Raw genomic sequence first — 20,748 nt, 5'->3', positions numbered from 1 at the left:
GGAACGTCGTTCCGAGTCGACCACGCCCACGCCACCCACGCCACCTACGCGCCGCCGACCTCACCCCGGCGGCGGCCCCGTCGACGCGCGGGCGACCAGGTGCGCCGGTGCCGCCGCGATCGGGCCGGCCACACCGCCGTCGACCTCGGCGAGCACCGCGCGCGCCGCGGTCCGCCCCTGGGCGACCGGGTCCTGCGCGACGGTGGTGAGTCCGACGGTGGCACCGAACTCGTGGCCGTCGATCCCCATCACGGACACGGCTTCGGGCACTGCGAGGCCGGCTCGGTGCGCGGCCAGCAGGACGCCGAGGGCCATCTCGTCCGAGGCGCAGAGCACCGCCGTCGGTCGCGCGGTCGCCGGCTCGGCGAACAGCACGGCCCCGGCGGCGGTCCCACCGGCGAACGAGAACCGACCGTCCAGGGACCACCGTTCCGGCACCGCGGACCCCGCCGACCGCACCGCGTCGAGGAACCCGTCCCGACGCAGGTGCGGCACGGCGACGTTCAGGCCGGCCTCGTCCTGGCCGCCCACGTAGGCGATCCGCCGGTGCCCGAGTCCGTGCAGGTGCTCGACGGCGATCCGGGTGACCTCGCGGTCGTCGACGCCCACGTTCCGCAGGCCCGGTGCGGGGCCGCCGATGACGACCATCGGGTGTCGGCTGAGTTCGAGCTCGGCCCGTTCGGTGGCGTCGAGCACCAGGGAGAGCAGCACGAGGCCGTCGACGCGGTGCCGCAGCATCGAGCGCCGGAACGCCCGGTCACGGTCGCCGCCCGGGCCGCCGAGGTTGTAGAGGACCAGGTCGTACCCGGCCTGGCGGAGCTCCGCGTCGACACCGCCGAGAGCCTGCACGGAGAACCATCGGTCGATGACGGGCACGACCACCCCGACGGCGCGCTGACGACCGGTGGCGAGACCGGCCGCCGCCGAGCTCGGGACGTACCCGAGTTCGTCGGCGACCCGGCGCACCTCGTCGATCGTGGTGTCGGCCACGTTCGACATGCCGCGGAGCGCCCGCGACACCGTCGACTTCGACAGCCCCGTGACGGTCGCGATCTCCTGGATCCCCATCGGTGCGACCCGGGAGGCCCGTCAGCCGTCCGTCCCGTGCGTCACGTCCGCCGGTCGGTCGGCCGCAGTGCCGGGGGTTGCGTGCGCGACGGCCGCTGCGGCCCGGCGGGCGCCGTGCGGCGCTCGACGACCGGCTGGTGCGAGCTCGTCCCACCCGCTGTGCCGGTGCACCCGCCCGTCCGCGGAGGGTCGTGGCCGGCGCCGGTGGTCGTCGCCGCGCGCGGTGCGGAACCCAGCGATGGCGGGAGTGGCACCGACACCGTCGACCTCGGCGTGCCGGCGGAGCACCCGCACCCGCCAGCGGTCGAGGGCGACGACACCGAGCACGCACACCAGCAGGGTGAGCGCCCAGCCGAGTGCCGGTCGCCCGGTGAGTTCGCAGAACACCGTGACGCCGAGGAACAGCACGCCGAACATGCCGACGAAGCCGATGGATTCCTCGATGTGGGCGGTGGGACGGGTGGGTCCGCGCTGGGCCATGGTCGTCAGCCCTTCACGCCGCCGGCGGTGAGCCCCGCCACGATGCGCCGCTGGAAGATCAACACGAGGACCACGAGCGGGATCGTGACGATCGTGCCGGCGGCCATCACCGCCGTGTAGGGCTCCTGGTGCGGCTGCGACCCGGCGAACGAGGCGATCGCCACGGTCACCGGCTGTGTCGCGTCGCTCGAGAGCTGCGACGAGATGAGGTACTCGTTCCAGCTCGAGATGAACGCCAGGATCGCCGTGGTGAACACCGCGGGTGCCGCGAGCGGCAGGATGATCCGCCGGAACGCCTGCACCCGGGTGCACCCGTCGATGCGGGCGGCCTCTTCGAGGTCCCACGGCATCTCGCGGAAGAACGACGCGAGCGTGTACACGGTCAAGGGCAGCACGAACGAGATGCTCGGCAGGATGAGTGCCTGGTACGACCCCATCCAGCCGATGTCGGTGAACAGCTGGAACAGCGGCGAGATGAGGGCGACACCGGGGAACATCGACGCGGCCAGGATCGCACCGGCGATGAACGACTTGCCGCGGAACTCGAGCCGGGCCAGCGCGTACGCCGCCGTGGTGCCGACGAGCAGGGCGATGACGGTCACCGCGACGCCGATGAACACGCTGTTCAGGAGGGCTCGGCCGAGGTGGTTGCCCAGTGCCGTCGAGAACGCGGTCGCGTAGTTGTCGAGGGTCACGTGGGTGAACCACGGGGTGGCGTCGAACGTGTACCCGACCTCGCGGAAGCTCGTGACCACCATCCAGTAGAACGGCAGGAGGCACCAGACGGCGATGACGACGGCCTGCACGGCGGTCCGGAGCTTCGGGCCCGTCTCGCGTCGGACCCGCACGTCGGGACGGTCCGTCGCCCGGTCGCGGGTCGCGGCGGTGCGCCGGGGACGATCTGCTGCGAGGGTCACTTGAGTTCACCCTTCTGCTGGGCTGCCTGCGTCTGCACGACGTTCGCGCCGAGGAACCGGACGAAGACGAACGCGACGATGAAGACGATGAGGAACGTGATGGTGGACAGGGCGGATGCGGCGTTGAACCCCTGCCGGATCTGGTCGACGACCAGCACGGACAGCGACACGGTCGCGTTCCCGGAACCACCACCACCGCCGGTCATGATCGCGATGAGGTCGTAGATGCGCAGGGCATCGAGGACGCGGAACAGGATGGCGACCATCAGGGCCGGCCGGACGAGCGGCAGCGTGATGAGGAAGAAGCGTTGGAGCGTCGAAGCGCCGTCCATCTTCCCCGCCTCGTAGACGTCCTCGGGGATGAGCTGCAGGCCCGCGAGGATCAGCAGCGCCATGAACGGCGTCGTCTTCCAGGTGTCGGCGATGACGATGGCGAACCGTGACGCCCACTCGTCGGAGAACCAGAGGACCTGGTGCCCGATCACGTGGTTGAGCACGCCGTTCGCGTCGAAGATGAAGTACCAGAGCTTCGCGGTGACGGCGGTCGGGATCGCCCACGGCACCAGGATGGCGGCGCGGACGAGGGCGCGGCCCCTGAAGTTGCGGTTCATGATGATCGCCATCCACAGACCGATGACGGTCTCGAGGACCACGGTCACGATCGTGAAGAAGAACGTGTTCCCGAAGGCGACCCAGAACTGGGAGCCGAGGTTGCCGGGTGGGCACGCGACGTCCCCGCACCGCTGGCCGAGCCAGTGCACGTAGTTCGTGACTCCGGCGAAGCCGCCCTCGACGAACAGACCGGTCGCCTTGTCGAGGCCCTGGTCGAGCTGGAACGACTGGATGACCGCGCTGACCACGGGGTACCCGATGACGACCGCCAGGAGCACGATCGTCGGGCCGATGAGGTACACGGCCCACCGGCCGTGCTCGGCGTTGAGCCCGCCCTTGCGCCGCTGGGGCTTCGGTTCCGTGCCCGTCGGGTTCGGGACGGCTGCGGGGATCTCGGTTGCTGCTGACACGTGTCGGCCTCCTTGCCGGGGGTGTCGGAACGCAAGTGGGGACGGAGGGGAGGCCCGTGGCGGACCCGCCACGGGCCTCCTGTCCGGAAGGTGCGGCGGAAGCCGCGGTGCGGCCGCTAGCTCCCGCTGTCGGTCGCGGCCTTGAGGGCGTCCTGCATGTCCTTCATGGCTTCGTCGACCGACTTCGACCCCTTGAGCGCCGCGTAGGTGTTGTCCTGGATCGCCTTCGTGACGGCCGGGTAGAACGGCGTGACCGGGCGCGGCTCCGCGGACTCGATCGACTTGAGCAGCGTCGGCAGGTAGGGCAGCTGCTTCGTCAGCTCGGGGTCCGTGTAGAGGTCACCGACGACCGGTGCGAGCGAGCCCTGGGTCGCGAAGAACTTCTGCGTCTCGTCCGAGGTCAGGAACTCGAGGAAGTCGTGCGCCGTCGCCTTGTGCTTCGAGTACACGCTGATGGCCGCGTTGTGCCCACCGAGCGTCGAGGCTCCGACGCCGTCGGCACCGGGGATCGGCGCGATGCCGAAGGTGTCCTTGACCTTCGACGAGCCGTCGGTCTTGGCGAGGCTGTAGACGTAGGGCCAGTTGCGCAGGAACAGCAGCTTGCCGTCCTCGAACGCGGTGCGGCCCTGCTCCTCCTGGTAGGTGATCGCCTCGGCCGGGATGTTCCCGTCCTGGAACGCGTCGACCAGGTTCTGCAGACCGGCCTTCGCCTTGTCGGTGTCGACGTCGGGAGCACCGTCGCTGCCGAGCACCGAACCGCCGGAGCCGTTGATCGCCTCGGACGCGTTGACGGTGAGGCCCTCGTACTTCGCGAACTGCCCCGCGTAGCAACCGATGCCGGCGGCCTTCGCGATCGTGCAGTCGTCCATCATCTCCTTCCACGTGGTGGGGGGCGTCTTGACGAGGTCCTTGCGGTAGTAGAGCAGCGCGCCGTCCGAGGTCTGCGGCGCGGCGTAGAGGGTGTCGTTGTAGGTCGCGGTCTTCACCGTCGACGGCAGGAGCTTCGAGGTGTCGAGCTTCATCTCGCCGGTGAGCGGCGTGAGCCACTTCTTCGCGGCGAACTCGGCGGTCCAGACGACGTCCACGTCGACGACGTCGTAGTTCTCGTCCTTGGCCTGGAAGTGCTGCACCAGGTCGTCGTGCTGCTGGTCGGCCTGGTCGGACTGTTCCTTGAAGGTGACCTTCTCGTCCGGGTGGGCCTTGTTCCACTTCGCGATCAGCGGGCGGACGACGTTCGAGTTGTCCTTGCCCTGCACGTAGGTGATGGGTCCGCGGCTGTCCTGGCCGCTCTTGGCGTCGTCGTCCGCCGAACTGCCGCTCGAGCATCCGGTGAGCACGAGCCCGATGACCGCGACCCCCGCAACGGACGCGAACCGCACCCTGGCGCGTGTTGTCTTCACAGCGTTGTCTCCTCGTTGAGATCACCAGGACGGCTCGGTCGGAGCACGACACCGCCGCCCTGGAGCAGGCGACACTGCCTGCTGGAGGAGGAAGCTACGCCCGGTCCGACCGGAGCGCAACCGGTTGCATCGGATCCGTGACCTGAGCGTGACCCATGAGCTTCCCGTGTCTTCCTGGGTGAGCGCTCACCCTCGTCCGGGGCACACGCGCCGTGCGGAACCCCGCACGAACCCCGCCACTGCGCCGATCTCCCGTTGTCGGCCGCTCCGGGCCGTCGTAGCGTCCCGCACATGGCCATCCCCTCCACCGCCGCCACCGTGCCCGCCCCGCGCAGGGTGATCGGCGTCGACCTCGACGCCCCGCTCCCCCGCCTCGTCGCCGACGAGACCGGCGAGTCCGCCATGGTGATCGGCTACCGCGGCGGCCACCCCACCGGCACGCTCGACGTGCTGCTCACCGACGACCCCGCCGACGCGGCCCGCGCGCTCGAGGCCCTGCAGGAGACCGTGCTGGCCGACGTCCCCGTCGTGGCCGACGAGGACCTGCCGACCATCTCGGTCGTGGTGTCCACCGTCGTCGACCGCGTCGAGGACCTCGGCAAGCTGCTCGACGTCCTTGAGCACCTGGACTACCCGCGGCACGAGGTCATCCTCGTCGACAACCGGGTGCGCGTCCCCGCCGGTGACGCGCTGCCCGCGATGCTGGCCGGGCGGGACGTCCGTCTGGTCGAGGAACGTCGCCCGGGCCTGTCCGCCGGTCGCAACGCCGGTGTCGCCGCCGCGACCGGCGACGTGATCGCCTTCACCGACGACGACGTCCGCGTCGACCCGCAGTGGCTCCGCGCGATCGGTTCGCGGTTCGTCAGCGAGCCGGACCTGCAGGCCGTCACCGGCGTGATCCTGCCGAGCGAGCTCACCACCCCCGCGCAGATCTGGTACGAGGCGTACTACGGCGGGTTCAGCGCCGAGCGCACCTTCTCGCCCGTCACGATCGTCCCCGAGGACGTCCCCGGCACCATGCGGCACGCCCGCGTCCGTGCCCTCACCCCGTCGGGCCAGGTGCTCAAGCGCTTCGCGGTCTACGGCATCGGGGCGTACGGCGCCGGCGCGAACATGGCCTACCGACGCACCCTGATCGACACCGTCGGTGGCTTCGACCCCACGCTCGGCGCCGGCTCCCCCGCCCGCGGCGGTGAGGACCTGGCGATGTTCGTCGAGACGCTCTGGCGCGGCGAGAGGATCGGCTTCGAACCCCGCGCGGTCGTGCACCACCGGCACCGTCAGACCATCGAGGACCTGCACAAGCAGCTGCACGGCAACGGCGTCGGGTTCACCGCGCTGATGTTCGCGCTCGCCGCGAAGGACAAGCGGCACGTCGCCGTCCTCGCCCGCCTGATGCCGCTCGCCGCGAAGGTCAAGTCGAAGCAGATGGTGTCCCGTCTCGCCGGGCGCCGCGACGCCGCCACCGAGGTCACGAACGAGGCCTCGACCACACGCATCCCGAAGACCCTGGCGTACCACGAGCTGCGCGGCTTCCCCGCGGGTCCGGCCGCCTGGTTCCGGAGCCGTCGTCGCTGGCGCGACGTCGAGGCGGGACGGTTCCGGCCCTAGCCGGTCCCCCGCGCGGAACGGGAGGCCCGTGGCAGCGTCGCCACGGGCCTCCCGTCCGTTCTGCCGCGCACGCGGAGCGCGACAGAGCACGCGTCGATCGACGCGTGCTCTGTCGCAAAGCCGGTGCCGGCGTGCCCGCGCCTCAGCGCGCAGTCAGCCGCCCGGCCAGGTACCGCCACGGCCCGCCCAGCGCGGCCACGAGTTCAGCGCGCTTCAGCCCGCGCGTCGCCTCGGTGAACTCGGCGTCCACGGGCCAGCCGCCGATCGCGTCGACCGGGCGATCGTCCGCTCCCTGCCCCAGGGCACCGAGCCGCCGCACCGCCCCGGCCGCCCGCCGCAGCACCGCGAACGCGGTCGACGGCCGCAGGACGAGCTTCGTCACCCACGCGCCGAGGCCCGTGCCGTAACCGATGGCCTGCGACCGCAGGGCGGCACGGTCCTTCCGGTGTTCGTGCCACACGACGGCCGAGGGCTCCACGGCGAGCGCCCCACCGGCGAGCAGGACCCGGGTGAACAGGTCGGGGTCCTCGCCGGCCCGGGCCCGGGTGCCGGGGCCGAGGGCGACGTCGAAGCCGCCGAGCTGGCGGACCGCGTCGCGGCGCACGGACATGTTGGCCCCCGTGCCGAAGGCCCCGACGGTGAACGGGAACAGGGGTTCGTCGACCGGAGGGCTCGCCGTGCGGAGGACCCGGCGCTCGAGGTTCCGGGCCCAGGTGACCCGCTCGTCGAAGTAGCGCTGCGTGGGGGTGCGGAGCTCGCCGCTCGGTACCAGTCCGGTGACGCACCAGACGTCGCTGTCCCGCTCGTAGGCGGCGGCGATGGCGGCCATCCAGTGCGGGTCGGCGACGACGTCGTCGTCGATGAAGGCGACGACCGTGCCGGACGCGAGCGCGAGGCCGGCGTTGCGGGCACGCGAGACTCCGGCGCGGGGCTCGAGGACGTAGTGCACCCGCGGGTCACCGAGCGCGGCGACGACGTCGCGCGTCCCGGTCGTGACCGGCGCGTTGTCGACGACGAACACCTCGAAGTCGTCGTACGCCGACGCCAGGACGGACCGGACGGCGCGGTCGAGTGACGCGGCGCGTTCGCGCGTGCCGATGACGACCGAGACGCGTGCGCCGGATGCGGGCGCGTCGACCGCGGGGCCCGGTGCCGGCAGTCGGCGCAGGACGGGTCCGAGCTCGGCCGGGTCCACCGCCCCGCCCTCGTCGACGCGCACGTCCACGAACCCGGCGACGTCGTCGCCGTCGCGGACCATCAGGCGTGCCCGGTGGAAGCCGGTGGCGCCGGCCAGCTGGACGGTGTCCGCGGCGAGCGCGGCGGACCGGTCGACGGCACCGACCCAGGCGGCTCCGGCCCAGGTGGGGGCGTGGGTCGAGGGCATCGCGGGCTCGAGTGTCAGGGCTCGGGCCGCGGTGGTGGTGTGGTCGGTCATGCTCGTCCCGTCGGGCCGGTCTCATCGGGTGGACCTGGCCATGGTCACCGGCCGACGACAGGGGGTCAACGGCGTTGCTCGGAGGATGCGGGGAGCCTGCGGTTTGCCGCCAGTAGAGTGGCGAACACGCCGGGCGACCACCCCGGTGCGCACCGGTTGCTCGCCGAGCACGAGGAGGACGCATGCCCCAGGCTCGCACGACGGCCCGGCCCGGCCCGACCAGGGGTCCGCGGACGCAGTTGCACCTGGTGCCCGAGACCTCGGGGGGTCTCCTCACGCTCGTGGCCGACGACGACGCGACCGGGTCCGGCTGCTCGAGCTGCGGGCACGCCGAAGGGGCGCACGAGCACTACCGTCCCGGCACCGACTGCGCCCTCTGCGACTGCCCGAAGTTCCGCCGCAGCCGCTGACCGGCCCCGCGTCCGATCGGTCCGAGCGGCCGGTCTGCGGGAAACCGCCGTTCCCCCGCACCCGCCCCTGACCGGCCTTGTCGGGGTTCCCGGGCCCGCTTAGCGTCGCGGACATGGCCATCTCCCCCACGCCGCTCGCGTGCATCGTCCTCGCCCACGAGGACCCGACGCACGTCCGTCGTCTCGTGGCGGCGCTCGACCCGTTCCCGGTGTTCCTGCACTGCGACGCGAGCACCGACGACGACGCGTTCGCAGCGATGACGGCCGACCTGCCCGAGCGGGTCCGTGTGCTGCCCCGGATGCGCACCGGCTGGGCGAAGTGGGAGAACGTCGCGGCCGAGGTCGCTGGCTACCGTGCTGCCCTCGCGGAGACCGACGCGACGCACGTGGCCGTGCTGACCGGCAGCGACTACCCGTTGGCCGGTGCCGCGGAGATCGCCGCGGTCATGACGGCGAACCCCGGTCGGTCGTTCGTCGACGTGCAGCCGCTCCCGCACCCCGCGTGGGGTCGTGACGGTGGCCGTTCCCGCGTGCGTTTCCGGCACTGGGCGTGGCGGAAGCACATGCTGCGCCTGCCGATCCCCCGCAGGGCGCCGCGCGGCGTCGTGTTCGGCGGTGGCTCGCAGCTCAAGGTCCTGGCGCGGCACCATGCGCAGGGCGTCGTCGACGTGGTCGACGGCCGGCCGGACCTGGTGACCTTCTGGGAGCGTGTGTGGATCGGTGACGAGACCTTCGTGCCGTCGGTGTTGCTGACCCCGGCGTTCACCCCCGACTTCGCCGACGCCCACGTCGCGCACCCGCTGTGGTGGATCGGGTGGGACGGCACGAAGCAGAAGAGCCCGCCGTGGCTCGGGATCGAGGACGCCGGACGGGTGCTGGAACGCCGTGCCTCGGCCGACCAGTCCGCCCCGTTCCTGTTCGCCCGCAAGTTCTCGACGGAACGCAGCGGCGACCTGCTCGACGTCGTCGACGCCGCGTTCGGGCTGCGCACCGGTGCCCGACGCGACGACGAACCGGCGGTGGTGTCGCGGTGACCGTCCCCCAGACCCGACGCGAGGCCCGTGCAGCCGAGGCCGCCGTCGAGCAGCCCGCCTCGCCCGGAGCGCTCTCCACGGACACCGGTTCGACGGCGGTGGCCCGCGGCTCGTCGGTGCTGTTCGGACGCGGCCTGCTCTACGTCGTGGTGTGGTCGATGCAGCTCGTCGTGAGTTCGCTCATCTCGCCCGTGCTGGCGCACCTGATGCCACCGGCCGAGTTCGGTGTGCTGGCCTCGGCGATCGCGCTCTACCAGGCGCTCGTGGTCGTCGCGGTGTGCGGCATCGACCAGGCGGCGGTGCTGCAGCGGGCCGAGGACGGCGACGACCGACGGGCGCGCGGCCTGCTGTTCGTCGGCATGGTCACCGCCGTCACCGTCACGGTGTTCGCACTCGTCTCGATCCCGCTGTGGGGGGACGCCGCGGGCTTCGTCGACCAGCACCCGCTGCTCCTGGTGGCCGTCCTGTGGACCGGGCCCGCCGCGATCGTGCAGCTCTCCCTCGCCCTGCTGGTGGCGCAGGACCGCATCCGGGTCTTCGCGGTGACGAGCCTGCTGTCGTCGGTCGGCGGGTCGGTCATCGGCCTCGGGCTGCTGGCCGCCGTGCACGCCGACGCCACCACCTACGCCTGGGGCGGCGTCGTCGCCCAGGGCGTCGCGATGGTCATCGGCATCGTCGCGACCAGGCCCCGGTTCCGTGGCCTGTTCGACCACCGCACCACCGCTCGCGCCTTCCGGCTGGGCGTCCCGATCGCGCTCGGCAGCCTGTCGTACTTCGTCCTGAACGCCGGCGACCGGCTCGTCGTGCAGCGCCTGCTCGGTGCCGACGAGGTCGCCCGCTACCAGATCGCCTACGTCGTCGGGTCCGCGGTCATCCTGCTGCTGACCTTCACGAACCAGGCGTGGGCGCCGCACTTCGCCGCCCTCCGCGACGCCGTCGCCCGTCGTCGGCTCGCGATGCACGCCCGCGACGAGCTCTACGTGCTCCTCGCCCCCGTGCTCCTCGCCGTGACGCTCGTGTCGCCCGTGGCCCTGCCGATCCTCGCGCCGGCCTCGTACCGCGTCGAGTCGCTCACCGTCGTCGTGTTCGTGGTCGCCCTGACCGCGTTCCCCGTGGTCGCGAGCGGCGCCACCGGCCGACTGCTGCTGGTGGAGCGCCGCGGCGTGACCGTGGGAGTGATCGGTGCGGTCGCCGGTGTCGTCAACATCGCCGCGAACCTGGTGCTCGTGCCGCTGACCGGCATCGTCGGCGCCGGCATCGCGACCGTGATCGCCTACGGGATCCTCGCCGTCCTGCAGCAGGCGGCGCTCCCGGACCGCCGCGAGTGGCGGGGGCCCGGACGCCGGGTGCTGCTGGCCGTCGGCATCGCCCTGGTGCTCGCCGCGGCGTCGCTGCTGGCACCGCAGGACCTCACCTGGAACATCGTCAGGGTCGTCGGTGTCGTCGCCTGCATGCCCTGGTTCTTCCGTCGACTGCAACTCGCCCGCGGAGGCTCGGCATGACCAGTCCCACCGCCCACCGCACGCTCCGTGTCGTCGTCGCCACGAACGGGCTCACCATCACCGGCGGCGTCGAGCGCTGCGTCCTCGAGGACGTCGGCGAGCTCGTGTCCGCTGGGCACGACGTCGAGGTCTGGCACCGCCCTGCGCCGACCGGTCGCCCGGACGACGGCCGTGCCCCCTTCGACCGTCTCGGTGTCCGGCTCCGCCCAGCACGGGACTACTCCTTCTCGGTGCGGACCGCACCGCGGGACCTGCTGCGCTTCGTCGGCGAGGGCCTCCGCCTCCGCCGGTCCCGCCCCGACGTCCTCTGGCTGAACCGGCCGGAGTTCCTGCCGTGGGGCCGCGTCGTGTCGTTCGTGTCCGGCGTCCCCCTCGCGGTGCACCTGCACCACGCCCCGAACTACCGCCGCCTCGGGCCGTTCGCGGGGGGCCGGACGCGGTTCTTCGCGGTCTCCACCGCGATGGCGCGGGCCTGGACGGCAGCCGGGGCACCGGCCGACCGCATCGACGCGGTGCCGAACGGCGTCGACACCTCGGCCTTCCCGCTGGCCACGCCCGCCAGCACCCGCCGCGCCCGTGCGGCGCTCGGCATCGACGACGACCACCCCGTGGTGCTCCACTACGGTCGCCTCACGCGTTCGAAGGGCGTGCTCGCCCTCCTGGAGGCCTGGGGGCGCGTCCACGCGTCGACCCGCGTCCTCGTCGGGCACGGCACACCGCCCGCCCCGGCCCCGGTGCTCGTCCTCGCCGGAGCGCTCTCCGCCGCCGACGCCCCCGCGGTGCGCCGCGCGATCGCGGCGCTGCCACCGGGGTCCGTCATCGTGGTGCCGGAGCGCGACGACGTCGTCCCCGTGCTGCACGCCGCCGACGTCGTGGTGGCGCCCTCCATCGAACCGGAGGGCTACGGCCGCGTCGTCGTCGAGGCGATGTCGACCGGCCGCCCCGTCGTCGCGGCCGCATCGGGCGGCACCGCCGAGATCCTGCGCGGCGAGTGGGCCCGGTTCACCGTCGAACCGACCGACACCGACGCGCTCGCCGACACGCTGATCGAGGCACTGCACGCGAGCGGCACCGAGCCAGGCCTGGCGGACCGCTGCCGAGCCTGGGTACGGGACCACCACGGCCGTGACCGTCACGTCGCGGCGCTGCTGCAGGCACTCCGCGACCACGCGGAGCACTGAGCGTCGACCACGCCCCGGTCTCGGTGCGGGGTCCGGAGCAGCTCAGTCGGTCGGGGCGTCGGACGGCAGCGTCGCCGCGGGCGCGGCCCCGGCAGACGGCACGTCGATGGTCAGCCAGTCGATGAGCAGCGAGCCCTCGGCGTCGGCGGGCGGGTCCCCACCGTTCGAGCCCGCCTGGACGACCAGGTGCATCCGGGCCGTCGGGATGTTCTCCGTCGTGGTGCCGACGACCTCGTCGTCGACCAGGAACGACATCCGCTCGGGCGTCCACTCGATCGTGTAGGTGTGCCAGTCGGCCAGCGAGGCCGAGGTCTGCTCGTGGACGCACTTCTCGGCCGGATCGGACAGGCAGTGCACGTTGAGCCAGGCCGGCGCACCGAGTGCCCCCTCCGGGAAGTCGATCTCACCGTCCGACCACAGGTTCTGATCGCTCCACAGCAGGACGGCGACGCCGTACCCGTCGACCTCGTCGCTCTTCATCCGGATGCTGTAGCGGCCGGAGGTCTGTCCGCCCCAGTGCCCGTCGACGAGCGGCACCACACCGCCGGCGAGCGGGACACCGGCGCTGGTGGTCCGGAGTCGCACGTCGAGCAGGCCGTCGTGCGTGGACAGCGTCGACGCCTGGTACCGCCCGGTCCCCGCGGTGTCCGCGAAGCCGTGGTACGCGACGAAGCGCTCGGCGTACCGCGACTCGAAGGTGCGGTTCGTGGCGGTGTCGGCGAAGTCCTCGCCGAACACCCGGGTCCACCCGGCCGGCTGGTCGGAGGGCATCGAGACGCCACTGGGATCGTCGAGGGTCACGTCGTCCCCGTTCGCGGTGGTGGTGGCGGTCGCGGTGCCGGCGACGATGCCGGCGGCGGCCAGGAGCGCACCGGCGGCGAAGGCGGCGCGTCGTGCGCGGCGGCGCGGCGGGCGGTGCCGGGACAGGCCGCGTCCGCGTGCCGGTGCCGCGCCGTTGGCCGACGCCGCGTCGTCGGCGACGTGTTCCGACCACGTGGGGCGGGCCTCCTGGCGGTCCCCCTGGTCGTCGGTCATCCGGTCGTCCAGGCGCGGAGCTCGGAGAGTCCGACGTTGCCGGTGCTGTCCGAGACGCCCGTCACCGTGAAGCGCACCCACGAGACGCTGCGCGGGGTGAAGTCGACGGTCAGGGCGTCGCCGCCGTCCGGCAGGGAACCGACCGCGACCTGACTGCCGTCCGAGAACGTCAGGATCCCGCTGGTGACCTGGTCGGCGCTGTTCGGACGGTCGTGCAGCACGATCCGGCCGAGGCGCTGCGAGGCGGCCCAGTCGAGCTGGATCCAGACGCCGGTCCGCCCCCACGGGGCGACCCACTCGGCGGTGGTGTCGGCGGGGTAGCCCGAGACGACCCCGTCGACCGCCTTGTCGACCGTCTGCCCGGTGGACGCGTCGTCCCACGCGGCCGTCGGCACGGCCGAGGCGGTGACGTCGGATGCCGTCGGCGTCGGATCCGGGGTCGGCGTCGGCGTCTCCGGGGCGAACGCCCGGATCTCGGCCAGACCGACGTTCCGTGTCGTCCGGCTCACCGAGCCGACGGTGAACCGGACCCACGTGACGTGGCGCGCAGCGAACGCCACGCGCTGCACGGCACCGCCGTCGTCGAGCGCCGGGACGGCCACGCTCGAGCCGTCCGAGAAGGTCAGCGTGCCGCCGGTGACCCGGTCGTCCCCGTTCGGCCGGTCGGCGAGGTCGACCTCGTGCAACGTGGTACCCGCGGCCCAGTCGAGCTGGATCCACGTCCCGACGCCGCCCCACGGGGCAGCCCACTCGGCCGTCGGGGCGTCCGGGTAGCCACTGACGACGCCGTCGACGGCCTTGGCGGCGGTCTGGCCGTCGGCCGGGTTCTCGGCGCTCGCCGTGACCGATGCGCCGGAGGTGACGTCCGTGCCGTGCTCGGGCAGCGGGTCCGTCGGCGGTTCGGTGGACGACCCGACGGTGTACTGCCGGCTCAGCCAGGAGCCCTCGGGGCGGGACGCGCACGCCGAGGTCGACGCGCAGGTCTCCCCGTCGTGCGCCGCGTAGGCGAAGAACGCCGCCGACTTGGCCGCGGTCTGTGCCGCCGTCAGGTTCGAGGGTCGGTCCGCGATCGGGTAGCCGAGGTACCCCGTGAAGGTGTGGGACGTCGCCGACGCGGCCTGGGCCTCGGCAGCCAGGTAGGCGACGGTGTGGTGGTCACTGTGGTCGCCGTCACCGTAGGACCCGCCGTGGTCGAGGGTGTGGACCTCGGTGGGCGCGTAGTCGGTGAACAGTCCGCCGACGGTCGCGCGCAGGTCGGCGAGGGAGTACGACGCCGGCTGCGACGCGTCAGCGACGGTGTGGATCGTCGGGATGTGGCCCTGGTACAGCTTCTCGAGGCTCTCGTCGTCGTCGGCCGCGAAGCCCGAACCGTCGACGTCGCCGTCCGGCAGCTGGAGGAACACCAGGCTGAGCGCCGGGTCGGTGGCCAGGGTCTCGGTGTGCAGTGTGCGTCCCGCGACGGTGGCCTGTCCGGTCGTCCAGACCGGGTCGACGCCGGCGATCTCGGCGTAGGACGCCATCAGCCCGTCCTGACGCGCCTGCCAGTACCAGGCGGGCTTGCCGGCGTCGCCAGCGGTGACGACCACGGAGCGGACGCACTTGCCCGCGTCGACGTCCGCACGGAGTTCGGTGCCGGAGAACAGCAGGTCGTCGTCGGCGTGCGCCACCAGGGTGAGGACACGACCGGCGCTGCAGTCGACACCGGCCGGGCCGGGCACCGCCGGACCACCGCCCTCGGAACGGCTGGTCGGCGTCGATGCCGAGGCCGCAGCACCCGTCGCGTCGAGGGCCGGGGCGGCGAGCGCCACCAGCGCGAGGACCGCCGCGGCGGACGCGGCACCGATGCGCCACGCCCGCCCGGTCCGCCGACGGTCAGCCCGCGGCATGCGCGAGGCCCGCCTGGGTGATCCGGTAGACCGTCGTGGTGCCGGAGCCCCACACACGCTTCCAGTACGGCGAGTCGGCCATGGCTGCCCGTACCCGCTGGTAGTCGGCCTCGGTCTGGTACCCGTAGCGCTCGTCGTACGCGCCGAACGGCTCCGCGACCATGGCGTAGTACTGCGTGGCCGGCCACTCGAGCACCAGCGAACGGGTCATCTCGGAGACGTCGTCGACGGCGTCGTAGCCCCGGGGTCCCGGGTAGTCGCCGAGCACCTCGCGGGACAACCAGCCCACGTCGAAGTAGCGCGACCCGGTGTTGCTGGGGACGGCGTTCGCCGAACCGGTCAGCAGCATGACGGAACCCTTCGGGGCGGTGGCGTCGTAGAACTGCGTCGCGGCGGACTGGCTGCGCGGGGGCACGCGGTTCCAGTCGAGGGCGGTCTGGCCGAAGGCGCCGACGGCGACCATCGCGGCCACGGCGGCGGCGGCGAAGACGGCCGTGACCGCCGTCGGTCGGAAGGTGCGCTCGAGCAGCTCACCGGCCCACGCGAAGCGGCCGCTCGGCCTCGGCAGGCCGGCCGCCAGGATCGCGATCCATGGTGTCGCGAACAGCACGACCCGGAAGATGCCCTCCTGGCCGTAGTTCGTCGCGACGAGCAACGAGATCGGGCTCGCGGCGGCGGCGAGCAGGCCCCAGTGCACGCGGTCACGACGCATGAGCACGGTGAGCACCGCCACGAGGCCGAGCACGATGAGTGCCACGGCCGGCACGTCGAACGCGAGCCGGGTGACGAGCGGTTTCGGCAGCACCGTCATGTCGTGCGACGGCGGCTGCACGTTGTCGAGCACCTTGCCGACCGCCGCCAGGGACAGGAACTTGCCGAGCACGTCGCCGTTCAGCATCGCGAACCCGATCGCCGGCACGAGCACGACGACGGGCAGCCACCAGGGGCGGAGCAACCGGAACACGACGAGGGTCACGAGCGCCGCGACCGTCAGGTAGGGCGAGATCTGGTGGGTCACGACGAGCACGATGCCGATCGCCGTGATCGCGATGATCCGGGACAGGCCGACACGGCGTGGACGGAGCACGGTGGTCCGCAGGCCGTCGTCGGTGGTCACGGCGGTCCGTCGCAGCGGGCCGACGGCGAGCACCAGGATCACCAGGGACATCAGGATGCCGACGGACTGGGGCGAGAAGTACGTCGTGTTGAGCGAACCGGTCATCGCCGTCAGGAACGCGGCGATCCACGGACGACGGTTGCCCGGCAGCCAGTTGGCGGCCAGGACACCGACCGCGATCGTCGTGCTGAAGGCGAGCAGGACGGGGACCCACGCGGCGATGGTCATGGCGTTGTCGATGCCGCCGACGTCCGCGACCCAGGCGCCACCAGCGAACAGGCCGGACCACGTCTGGAAGATGTCGGCCGTGGGGTTCGTCCCGCCCCAGCGTCGGATGTACTCCAGGACTCCGATGTGCCGGGCGGCCGCCATCACGGTCGGCATGCCGTAGGTGATCGCCTGGGCGAGCTGGATGCTCCCACCGAGCACCACGACGGGGACCGCGAGTCCGCGGCCGCGCACCACGGCGACGACGGCGGCGGCGACGACGATCGCGAGGCCGATCACCAGGCCGGGGCCCAGTGATCCGAACAGGCCGTCGGGCACCGGATCGCCGACGTGGGTCAGCGCGGCGACGACGATGACGAGCAGACCGGCCACCGAAGCGGCGGTCACGGTGTGCGTCGGTGACCACCGGCGCGCCGGTGCGGCACCGTCGGTGGGCAGCAGGCGGGCGCGCCGGAGTTCGGCGAGGTCCCGCGGCACCGCGATCGCCAGGGCGAGGGCGGTGAGCACGACGACCCCGACGAACGGCACCGTCGGTTCCCAGATGCGGAACGTCGCCATCGTGTAGCCGATCGCGATCGTGCCGACCAGCGACGCCGTGACGGCGAAGACGCTGAACCGGGCGAGCGGCATCGGACGGACGAGCAGGAGCGGTGCGACACCGAGCAGCGCGAACAGGAAGACGCCGATCGCGCTCCCACGCAGCACCGGCAGGTCACCGACGGCGCCGACGACCGCGACGAGCAGCGTCGCGGTGACGAGCCCCGCGGCGCTCAGCCGGGTGAGCGGCCCCATGGCGTCCGCCACCACCGGGCGGCCCGAGCGGGTACCGGCCAGGCCGTGCCGGAGCTCGTGACGACCGCGTGCGGTGCGGTCGATGGTGCCGCCACCCCGCAGGCGTTCGACGAGCGCCAGGACGGGTGCGGTGAGCACCGACCGTCGTTCGACGCCCCGCAGCCGCCGTTCGGTCGCGGCGAACTCCGCGTCGACCGGGTCCGTCGCGCGGGCCCGGTCCGTGCCGGTGTCCCCGGCGACGTCCGACGCACGGTCGCCCTGTTCGAGACCGAGCCGGGCGAAGGCGTTGATCGCCTCGGGGGCCGCGTCCACCGAAGCGGTGAAGGTGTCGCGGTCGAAGGCGTTCTTGGTCATCCAGGCTCCGAGTCCGTGGCCGTGGGCAGCGGCGGCCGCGCGGAGCGACGCGACGTCGTCCGCCGATCGCTGCCACGCGATGGCGGCCGGTTCGACGGCGATCGCGGATCCGGCGAACAGCAGTCGTGTGAAGAGGTCGAGGTCGTCGCCGCCACCGACGCTGGTGCCGGGACCGAAGGCGGTGTCGAACCCACCGATCCGGAGCGCGGCCGCACGGCGGACGGCGAGGTTCGCGCCGGTGCCGTACGCGGCGGCGGCGAAGGGGTGCAGCGGCAGGTCGTCCACCGCGTCGTCGAGCCGGAACACCCGACGACGGACGGTGCGCGCCCCCGGGGTGTGGGCGTCGTGCCAGCGCTGTGCCGGGGTGCGGAGTTCCGCACTCGGCACGAGACCGGTGACGCAGTCCACGTCGTCAGCGGCCGCGAAGGCACGGGCGACGGCGTCGACCCAGTCACCGTCGACGACGGCGCCTTCGTCGACGAACGCGACGACCTCGCCCGAGGCGGCGAGCAGACCGGCGTTCCGCGCGGCAGCGAGCCCCTCACCCGGCGCAGCGATGGTGGTGACCCGGCGTCCGCCGATGTCGACCGTCGCCACGCCCTCGTCGTCGGCACCGCGGGAGACGACCACGACGTCGAAGTCGGGGTACCGGTTCGCCAGCACCGAGCGCATGGTCGTGCCGGCGGCGCCGTCCGTGCAGAGCACCACGGTGACGGACGGCAGCACCAGACCTGCTGCCGGCCGACGCTCGGGGGCCGGCATGGGCCGGATCGCGCGCTGCAGCGCACGGACGTCGATCGTGCCGCCGATGCGGCGGCGTTCGGTGATCTCGGTCTCGACGAAGCCGAGCGGCTCACCGCGGTCGCGGACGAGCAGCCGGGCACGCCCGTACCCGGCCGATCCCTGCAGGGCGATGACGTCCCGGTGACTCGACGCGTGCACGTCGGCCCGGTCCACCTCGCCGATCCAGAGCGCGCCGTCCCACGTGGGGACGAGCGGTCCGCTCACGATCGGCGAGAGGACCATCGCCAGGGTCGCGCGGGTCACGGCGTCCCCACCGTCTGCGGGAGCGGGGCGGGTGCCGGCGGGGTCCGCACGACGAGGGTGCCGAGGACCCGGCCGACGGCGTAGCCCGCGACCGTCGAGACGACGGAGAGCGCGATGGCGTACGCCCGCAGGCCTCCGCCACGACCGACGTGGCGGAGTTCCCGCAGCACGGCGCCCGGGATCACACGGGTCAGGTAGGTCGACTCGCTGGCGAGCGAGTCCCCCGTGCCGACCCGGCGGCTCAGGACGGCCTTCGAGATGCCCTCGTAGTAGCTGCGACGACGCAGGTACCGCATGGTGACACGGTCCGGTGAGACCCGGTGCGACACGTTCGACCGCGGTTCGTGGCGGATCCGCGCACCCGGACGGGCCTGGGCGATGCGGATGCAGAGCTCGGTCTCCTCGCACCCGAGCGGCTGGTTGCCGACCCGACCGATGCCCGAGCGGAACCCGCCCGCGAGCAGGATCGCGTCGCGGCGGAAGGCCATGCTCGAGCCGATCACGTTGCGGACGTCGCCGGGGGTCTCCGGCAGGCCGCGGTACGAGCAGCCGACGATCCAGAGCAGCTCGTCGGCGTACGGGCCGGCGCCGGTGGCGGTCGGCCAGGACGGGGTGGCGCGGCCCCCGACGCCGACGACCTCGGGGTCCTCGAGCGCGGTGAGCATGTGCCCGAGCCAGTCCGGGTCCGCCGTGGCGTCGTCGTCCAGGAACGCGACGACGTCGGCGTCCGTCAGGGCGACGCCCGTGTTCCGGGCACCGGACAGCCCGCGGTCCTCGGTGTTCGGGACGACGCGGAGTCCGGGCCAGCGGGCCGCGGCGCGCAGCAGGAGCTCGGGCTCGTGGTCGATCACGACGACGACCTCGGGCGCCTCGGGCTGACGCCTGGCCGACTCGACGCTGTCCTGCAGGTCGCCCCAGCGCTGCTGGGTGTAGGCGCAGATGACGACCGCGACGCTCGTCACGCGACGTCCTCTTCGAGGATGCCGGCGGTCGCGGCGACGGGGGTGCCGACCGGAGCGTGCCCGGCGGCGTGCACCGGAGCGTGCCCGGCGGCGTGCACCGGAGCATGCCCGGCGGCGTGCACCGGAGCGTGCCCGGCAACGAGCTGCTGGGCCGGCGGCACGACGCTCATCGCCGCCCGGCGGACCTCGGCACGGCCGATGGCGGCGCGACGGCGCTCGTGCATGATCGACTTCAGCACGCGGATGCCGTCGGTCACGGCGTTCAGGTTGCTGGAACCGTGCACGCGGAGCTTCTCGTGGCTCGGCACCTCGGTGATCGCGAGTTCGGCGGCCGACCAGCGGCAGGTGAGGACGGTCTCGATCTCGAACCCGTCGCCCCACAGCATCGAGCCGTCGGCCGGCTTCGGCAGCTCGGACGACAGCAGACCGATCTCCGGCAGCACGTCGGCCCAGAAGGCGTTGTAGCCGTAGCAGAGGTCGCTGTAGCGGGTGCCGAGGATGACGTTGCAGAGCAGGTTCAGGCCGCGGTTGCCCATGTTGCGGACGATCGTGATGTCGTCGCTGCCACCGCCGAGCGAGTACCGGGTGCCCTTCGCGACGTCGGCGCCCTCGACGAGTGCCTGGACGAACCGTGGGATCTCGTCGGGGTCCGCGGAGCAGTCGGCATCGAACATCACGACGACGTCGCCGGTGACGGCCTCGAACCCGCACGCCAGGGCGTTGCCCTTGCCCTTGCGCGTCTGGTGCACGACGCGGATGCCGGGCATGACCCGCTGGGCCGTGGCGATCGTGTCGTCGACGGAGTTGCCGTCGACCAGGATCACCTCGTACACGGGCGGGAGCTTCGGGAGGATGATCTCGAGGTTGCGGGCCTCGTTCCGCGCCGGGATGACGACGGAGACCCTCGGGTCTGCAGGGCGGACGGTACGTACGGGCATGGCGCGGTCCTGTCGGGTCAGGGTTGCTGTCGGGTGGTGGCTCGTCGAGACGAGCGGTGCGTCCTCGGATGACGCCTCGACGACGGTGATCGTCGTCGGTCGAGCAGCGGGACGCGGGTACGACGCCGCCGGCTTGCCGCGGGTGAGTGGGTACTCTCCCCCGCGGTTCCAACCATCGCCGTGGCCGGCGGGAGGGTCAATGCACGCTGCGGTCCCTTGCGGACACCCGGGTGCGGATACGGAAACCCGCAACGCTCGCGCAGGTGGGCCGCCGGGCGCGGCGGCCGACGGGTGGTGGACGAGCCACGAGCGGACGGGAGGCGCGGTGC

16 protein-coding genes are annotated in these 20,748 nt (G+C 72.8%); 5 read left to right on the top strand and 11 right to left on the bottom strand.

Translation table 11 applies throughout. From position 1 onward, the window contains the following. Nucleotides 1-60: 60 nt before the first annotated feature. The 5 genes from H489_RS28290 to H489_RS28275 all read right to left on the bottom strand — a co-directional run bounded on the left by H489_RS28290 (nucleotide 61) and on the right by H489_RS28275 (nucleotide 4,887). Nucleotides 61-1,068 carry a LacI family DNA-binding transcriptional regulator gene (locus tag H489_RS28290; protein WP_017887134.1) on the bottom strand — a complete coding sequence of 336 codons (1,008 nt, stop codon included), beginning with the start codon at nucleotides 1,066-1,068 and terminating at the stop codon, nucleotides 61-63. Between the two features lie 21 nt (nucleotides 1,069-1,089). Next, nucleotides 1,090-1,548: a hypothetical protein gene (locus tag H489_RS38510; protein ID WP_017887133.1), complete on the bottom strand. Its 459-nt coding sequence runs from the start codon at nucleotides 1,546-1,548 to the stop codon at nucleotides 1,090-1,092. A gap of 5 nt (nucleotides 1,549-1,553) precedes the next feature. Continuing rightward, nucleotides 1,554-2,396, bottom strand: coding sequence for a carbohydrate ABC transporter permease (locus H489_RS28285; RefSeq protein WP_051067388.1), 843 nt, complete (start codon nucleotides 2,394-2,396; stop codon nucleotides 1,554-1,556). Nucleotides 2,397-2,461: 65 nt separating this feature from the next. Next, nucleotides 2,462-3,487, bottom strand: a complete 1,026-nt coding sequence (locus H489_RS28280; RefSeq protein ID WP_017887131.1) for a carbohydrate ABC transporter permease — start codon at nucleotides 3,485-3,487, stop codon at nucleotides 2,462-2,464. 116 nt (nucleotides 3,488-3,603) lie between these two features. Continuing rightward, nucleotides 3,604-4,887, bottom strand: a complete 1,284-nt coding sequence (locus H489_RS28275; protein WP_040419670.1) for an ABC transporter substrate-binding protein — start codon at nucleotides 4,885-4,887, stop codon at nucleotides 3,604-3,606. 291 nt (nucleotides 4,888-5,178) lie between these two features. Between H489_RS28275 and H489_RS0119000 the strand changes: the two genes are divergently transcribed. Further along, a complete protein-coding gene (locus tag H489_RS0119000) occupies nucleotides 5,179-6,498 on the top strand; it encodes a glycosyltransferase (protein ID WP_017887129.1) in 1,320 nt (439 codons plus the stop codon). A 142-nt stretch (nucleotides 6,499-6,640) separates the two neighbouring features. Here the strand turns inward: H489_RS0119000 and H489_RS28270 are convergent, their stop codons facing one another. Next, nucleotides 6,641-7,933 carry a glycosyltransferase gene (locus H489_RS28270; RefSeq protein ID WP_017887128.1) on the bottom strand — a complete coding sequence of 431 codons (1,293 nt, stop codon included), beginning with the start codon at nucleotides 7,931-7,933 and terminating at the stop codon, nucleotides 6,641-6,643. Nucleotides 7,934-8,115: 182 nt separating this feature from the next. Here H489_RS28270 and H489_RS28265 point away from each other — a divergent pair, with 182 nt between their 5' ends. The 4 genes from H489_RS28265 to H489_RS36855 all read left to right on the top strand — a co-directional run bounded on the left by H489_RS28265 (nucleotide 8,116) and on the right by H489_RS36855 (nucleotide 12,060). After that, the gene (locus tag H489_RS28265) at nucleotides 8,116-8,343 is read left to right on the top strand and encodes a hypothetical protein (RefSeq protein WP_017887127.1); all 228 of its coding nucleotides are present in this window, start codon (nucleotides 8,116-8,118) and stop codon (nucleotides 8,341-8,343) included. A gap of 113 nt (nucleotides 8,344-8,456) precedes the next feature. Beyond that, nucleotides 8,457-9,377 carry a beta-1,6-N-acetylglucosaminyltransferase gene (locus H489_RS28260; RefSeq protein ID WP_017887126.1) on the top strand — a complete coding sequence of 307 codons (921 nt, stop codon included), beginning with the start codon at nucleotides 8,457-8,459 and terminating at the stop codon, nucleotides 9,375-9,377. Continuing rightward, entirely contained in the window at nucleotides 9,374-10,879 is a 1,506-nt protein-coding gene (locus tag H489_RS28255; RefSeq protein ID WP_017887125.1) for a lipopolysaccharide biosynthesis protein, read from the top strand. Before H489_RS28260 ends, H489_RS28255 begins: the two co-directional genes overlap by 4 nt. Next, nucleotides 10,876-12,060 (top strand): glycosyltransferase family 4 protein, encoded by a 1,185-nt coding sequence (locus H489_RS36855; RefSeq protein WP_017887124.1) that lies wholly within the window; start codon nucleotides 10,876-10,878, stop codon nucleotides 12,058-12,060. Before H489_RS28255 ends, H489_RS36855 begins: the two co-directional genes overlap by 4 nt. Before the next feature lie 42 nt (nucleotides 12,061-12,102). Here the strand turns inward: H489_RS36855 and H489_RS36850 are convergent, their stop codons facing one another. The 5 genes from H489_RS36850 to H489_RS28235 are packed head-to-tail and all read right to left on the bottom strand — an operon-like array spanning nucleotide 12,103 to nucleotide 20,419. Beyond that, a complete protein-coding gene (locus H489_RS36850) occupies nucleotides 12,103-13,095 on the bottom strand; it encodes a glycoside hydrolase family 16 protein (protein WP_017887123.1) in 993 nt (330 codons plus the stop codon). Beyond that, nucleotides 13,092-14,981, bottom strand: coding sequence for a PIG-L family deacetylase (locus tag H489_RS28245; protein ID WP_017887122.1), 1,890 nt, complete (start codon nucleotides 14,979-14,981; stop codon nucleotides 13,092-13,094). Before H489_RS28245 ends, H489_RS36850 begins: the two co-directional genes overlap by 4 nt. Further along, on the bottom strand, nucleotides 14,968-18,519 hold the full coding sequence (locus H489_RS36845) for a glycosyltransferase (RefSeq protein WP_017887121.1): 3,552 nt from the start codon (nucleotides 18,517-18,519) through the stop codon (nucleotides 14,968-14,970). The genes H489_RS28245 and H489_RS36845 overlap by 14 nt, the downstream gene beginning before the upstream one ends. Next, on the bottom strand, nucleotides 18,516-19,481 hold the full coding sequence (locus H489_RS28240; protein WP_017887120.1) for a glycosyltransferase family 2 protein: 966 nt from the start codon (nucleotides 19,479-19,481) through the stop codon (nucleotides 18,516-18,518). Before H489_RS28240 ends, H489_RS36845 begins: the two co-directional genes overlap by 4 nt. Then, nucleotides 19,478-20,419, bottom strand: a complete 942-nt coding sequence (locus H489_RS28235; RefSeq protein WP_017887119.1) for a glycosyltransferase family 2 protein — start codon at nucleotides 20,417-20,419, stop codon at nucleotides 19,478-19,480. Before H489_RS28235 ends, H489_RS28240 begins: the two co-directional genes overlap by 4 nt. Nucleotides 20,420-20,748 lie beyond the last annotated feature (329 nt).

It is taken from the genome of Curtobacterium flaccumfaciens UCD-AKU (assembly GCF_000349565.1).
Classification (GTDB): domain Bacteria; phylum Actinomycetota; class Actinomycetes; order Actinomycetales; family Microbacteriaceae; genus Curtobacterium; species Curtobacterium poinsettiae.
The sequence above is the reverse complement of the archived record's forward strand: the minus strand, read 5'-3'. Positions and strand labels throughout refer to the sequence as shown.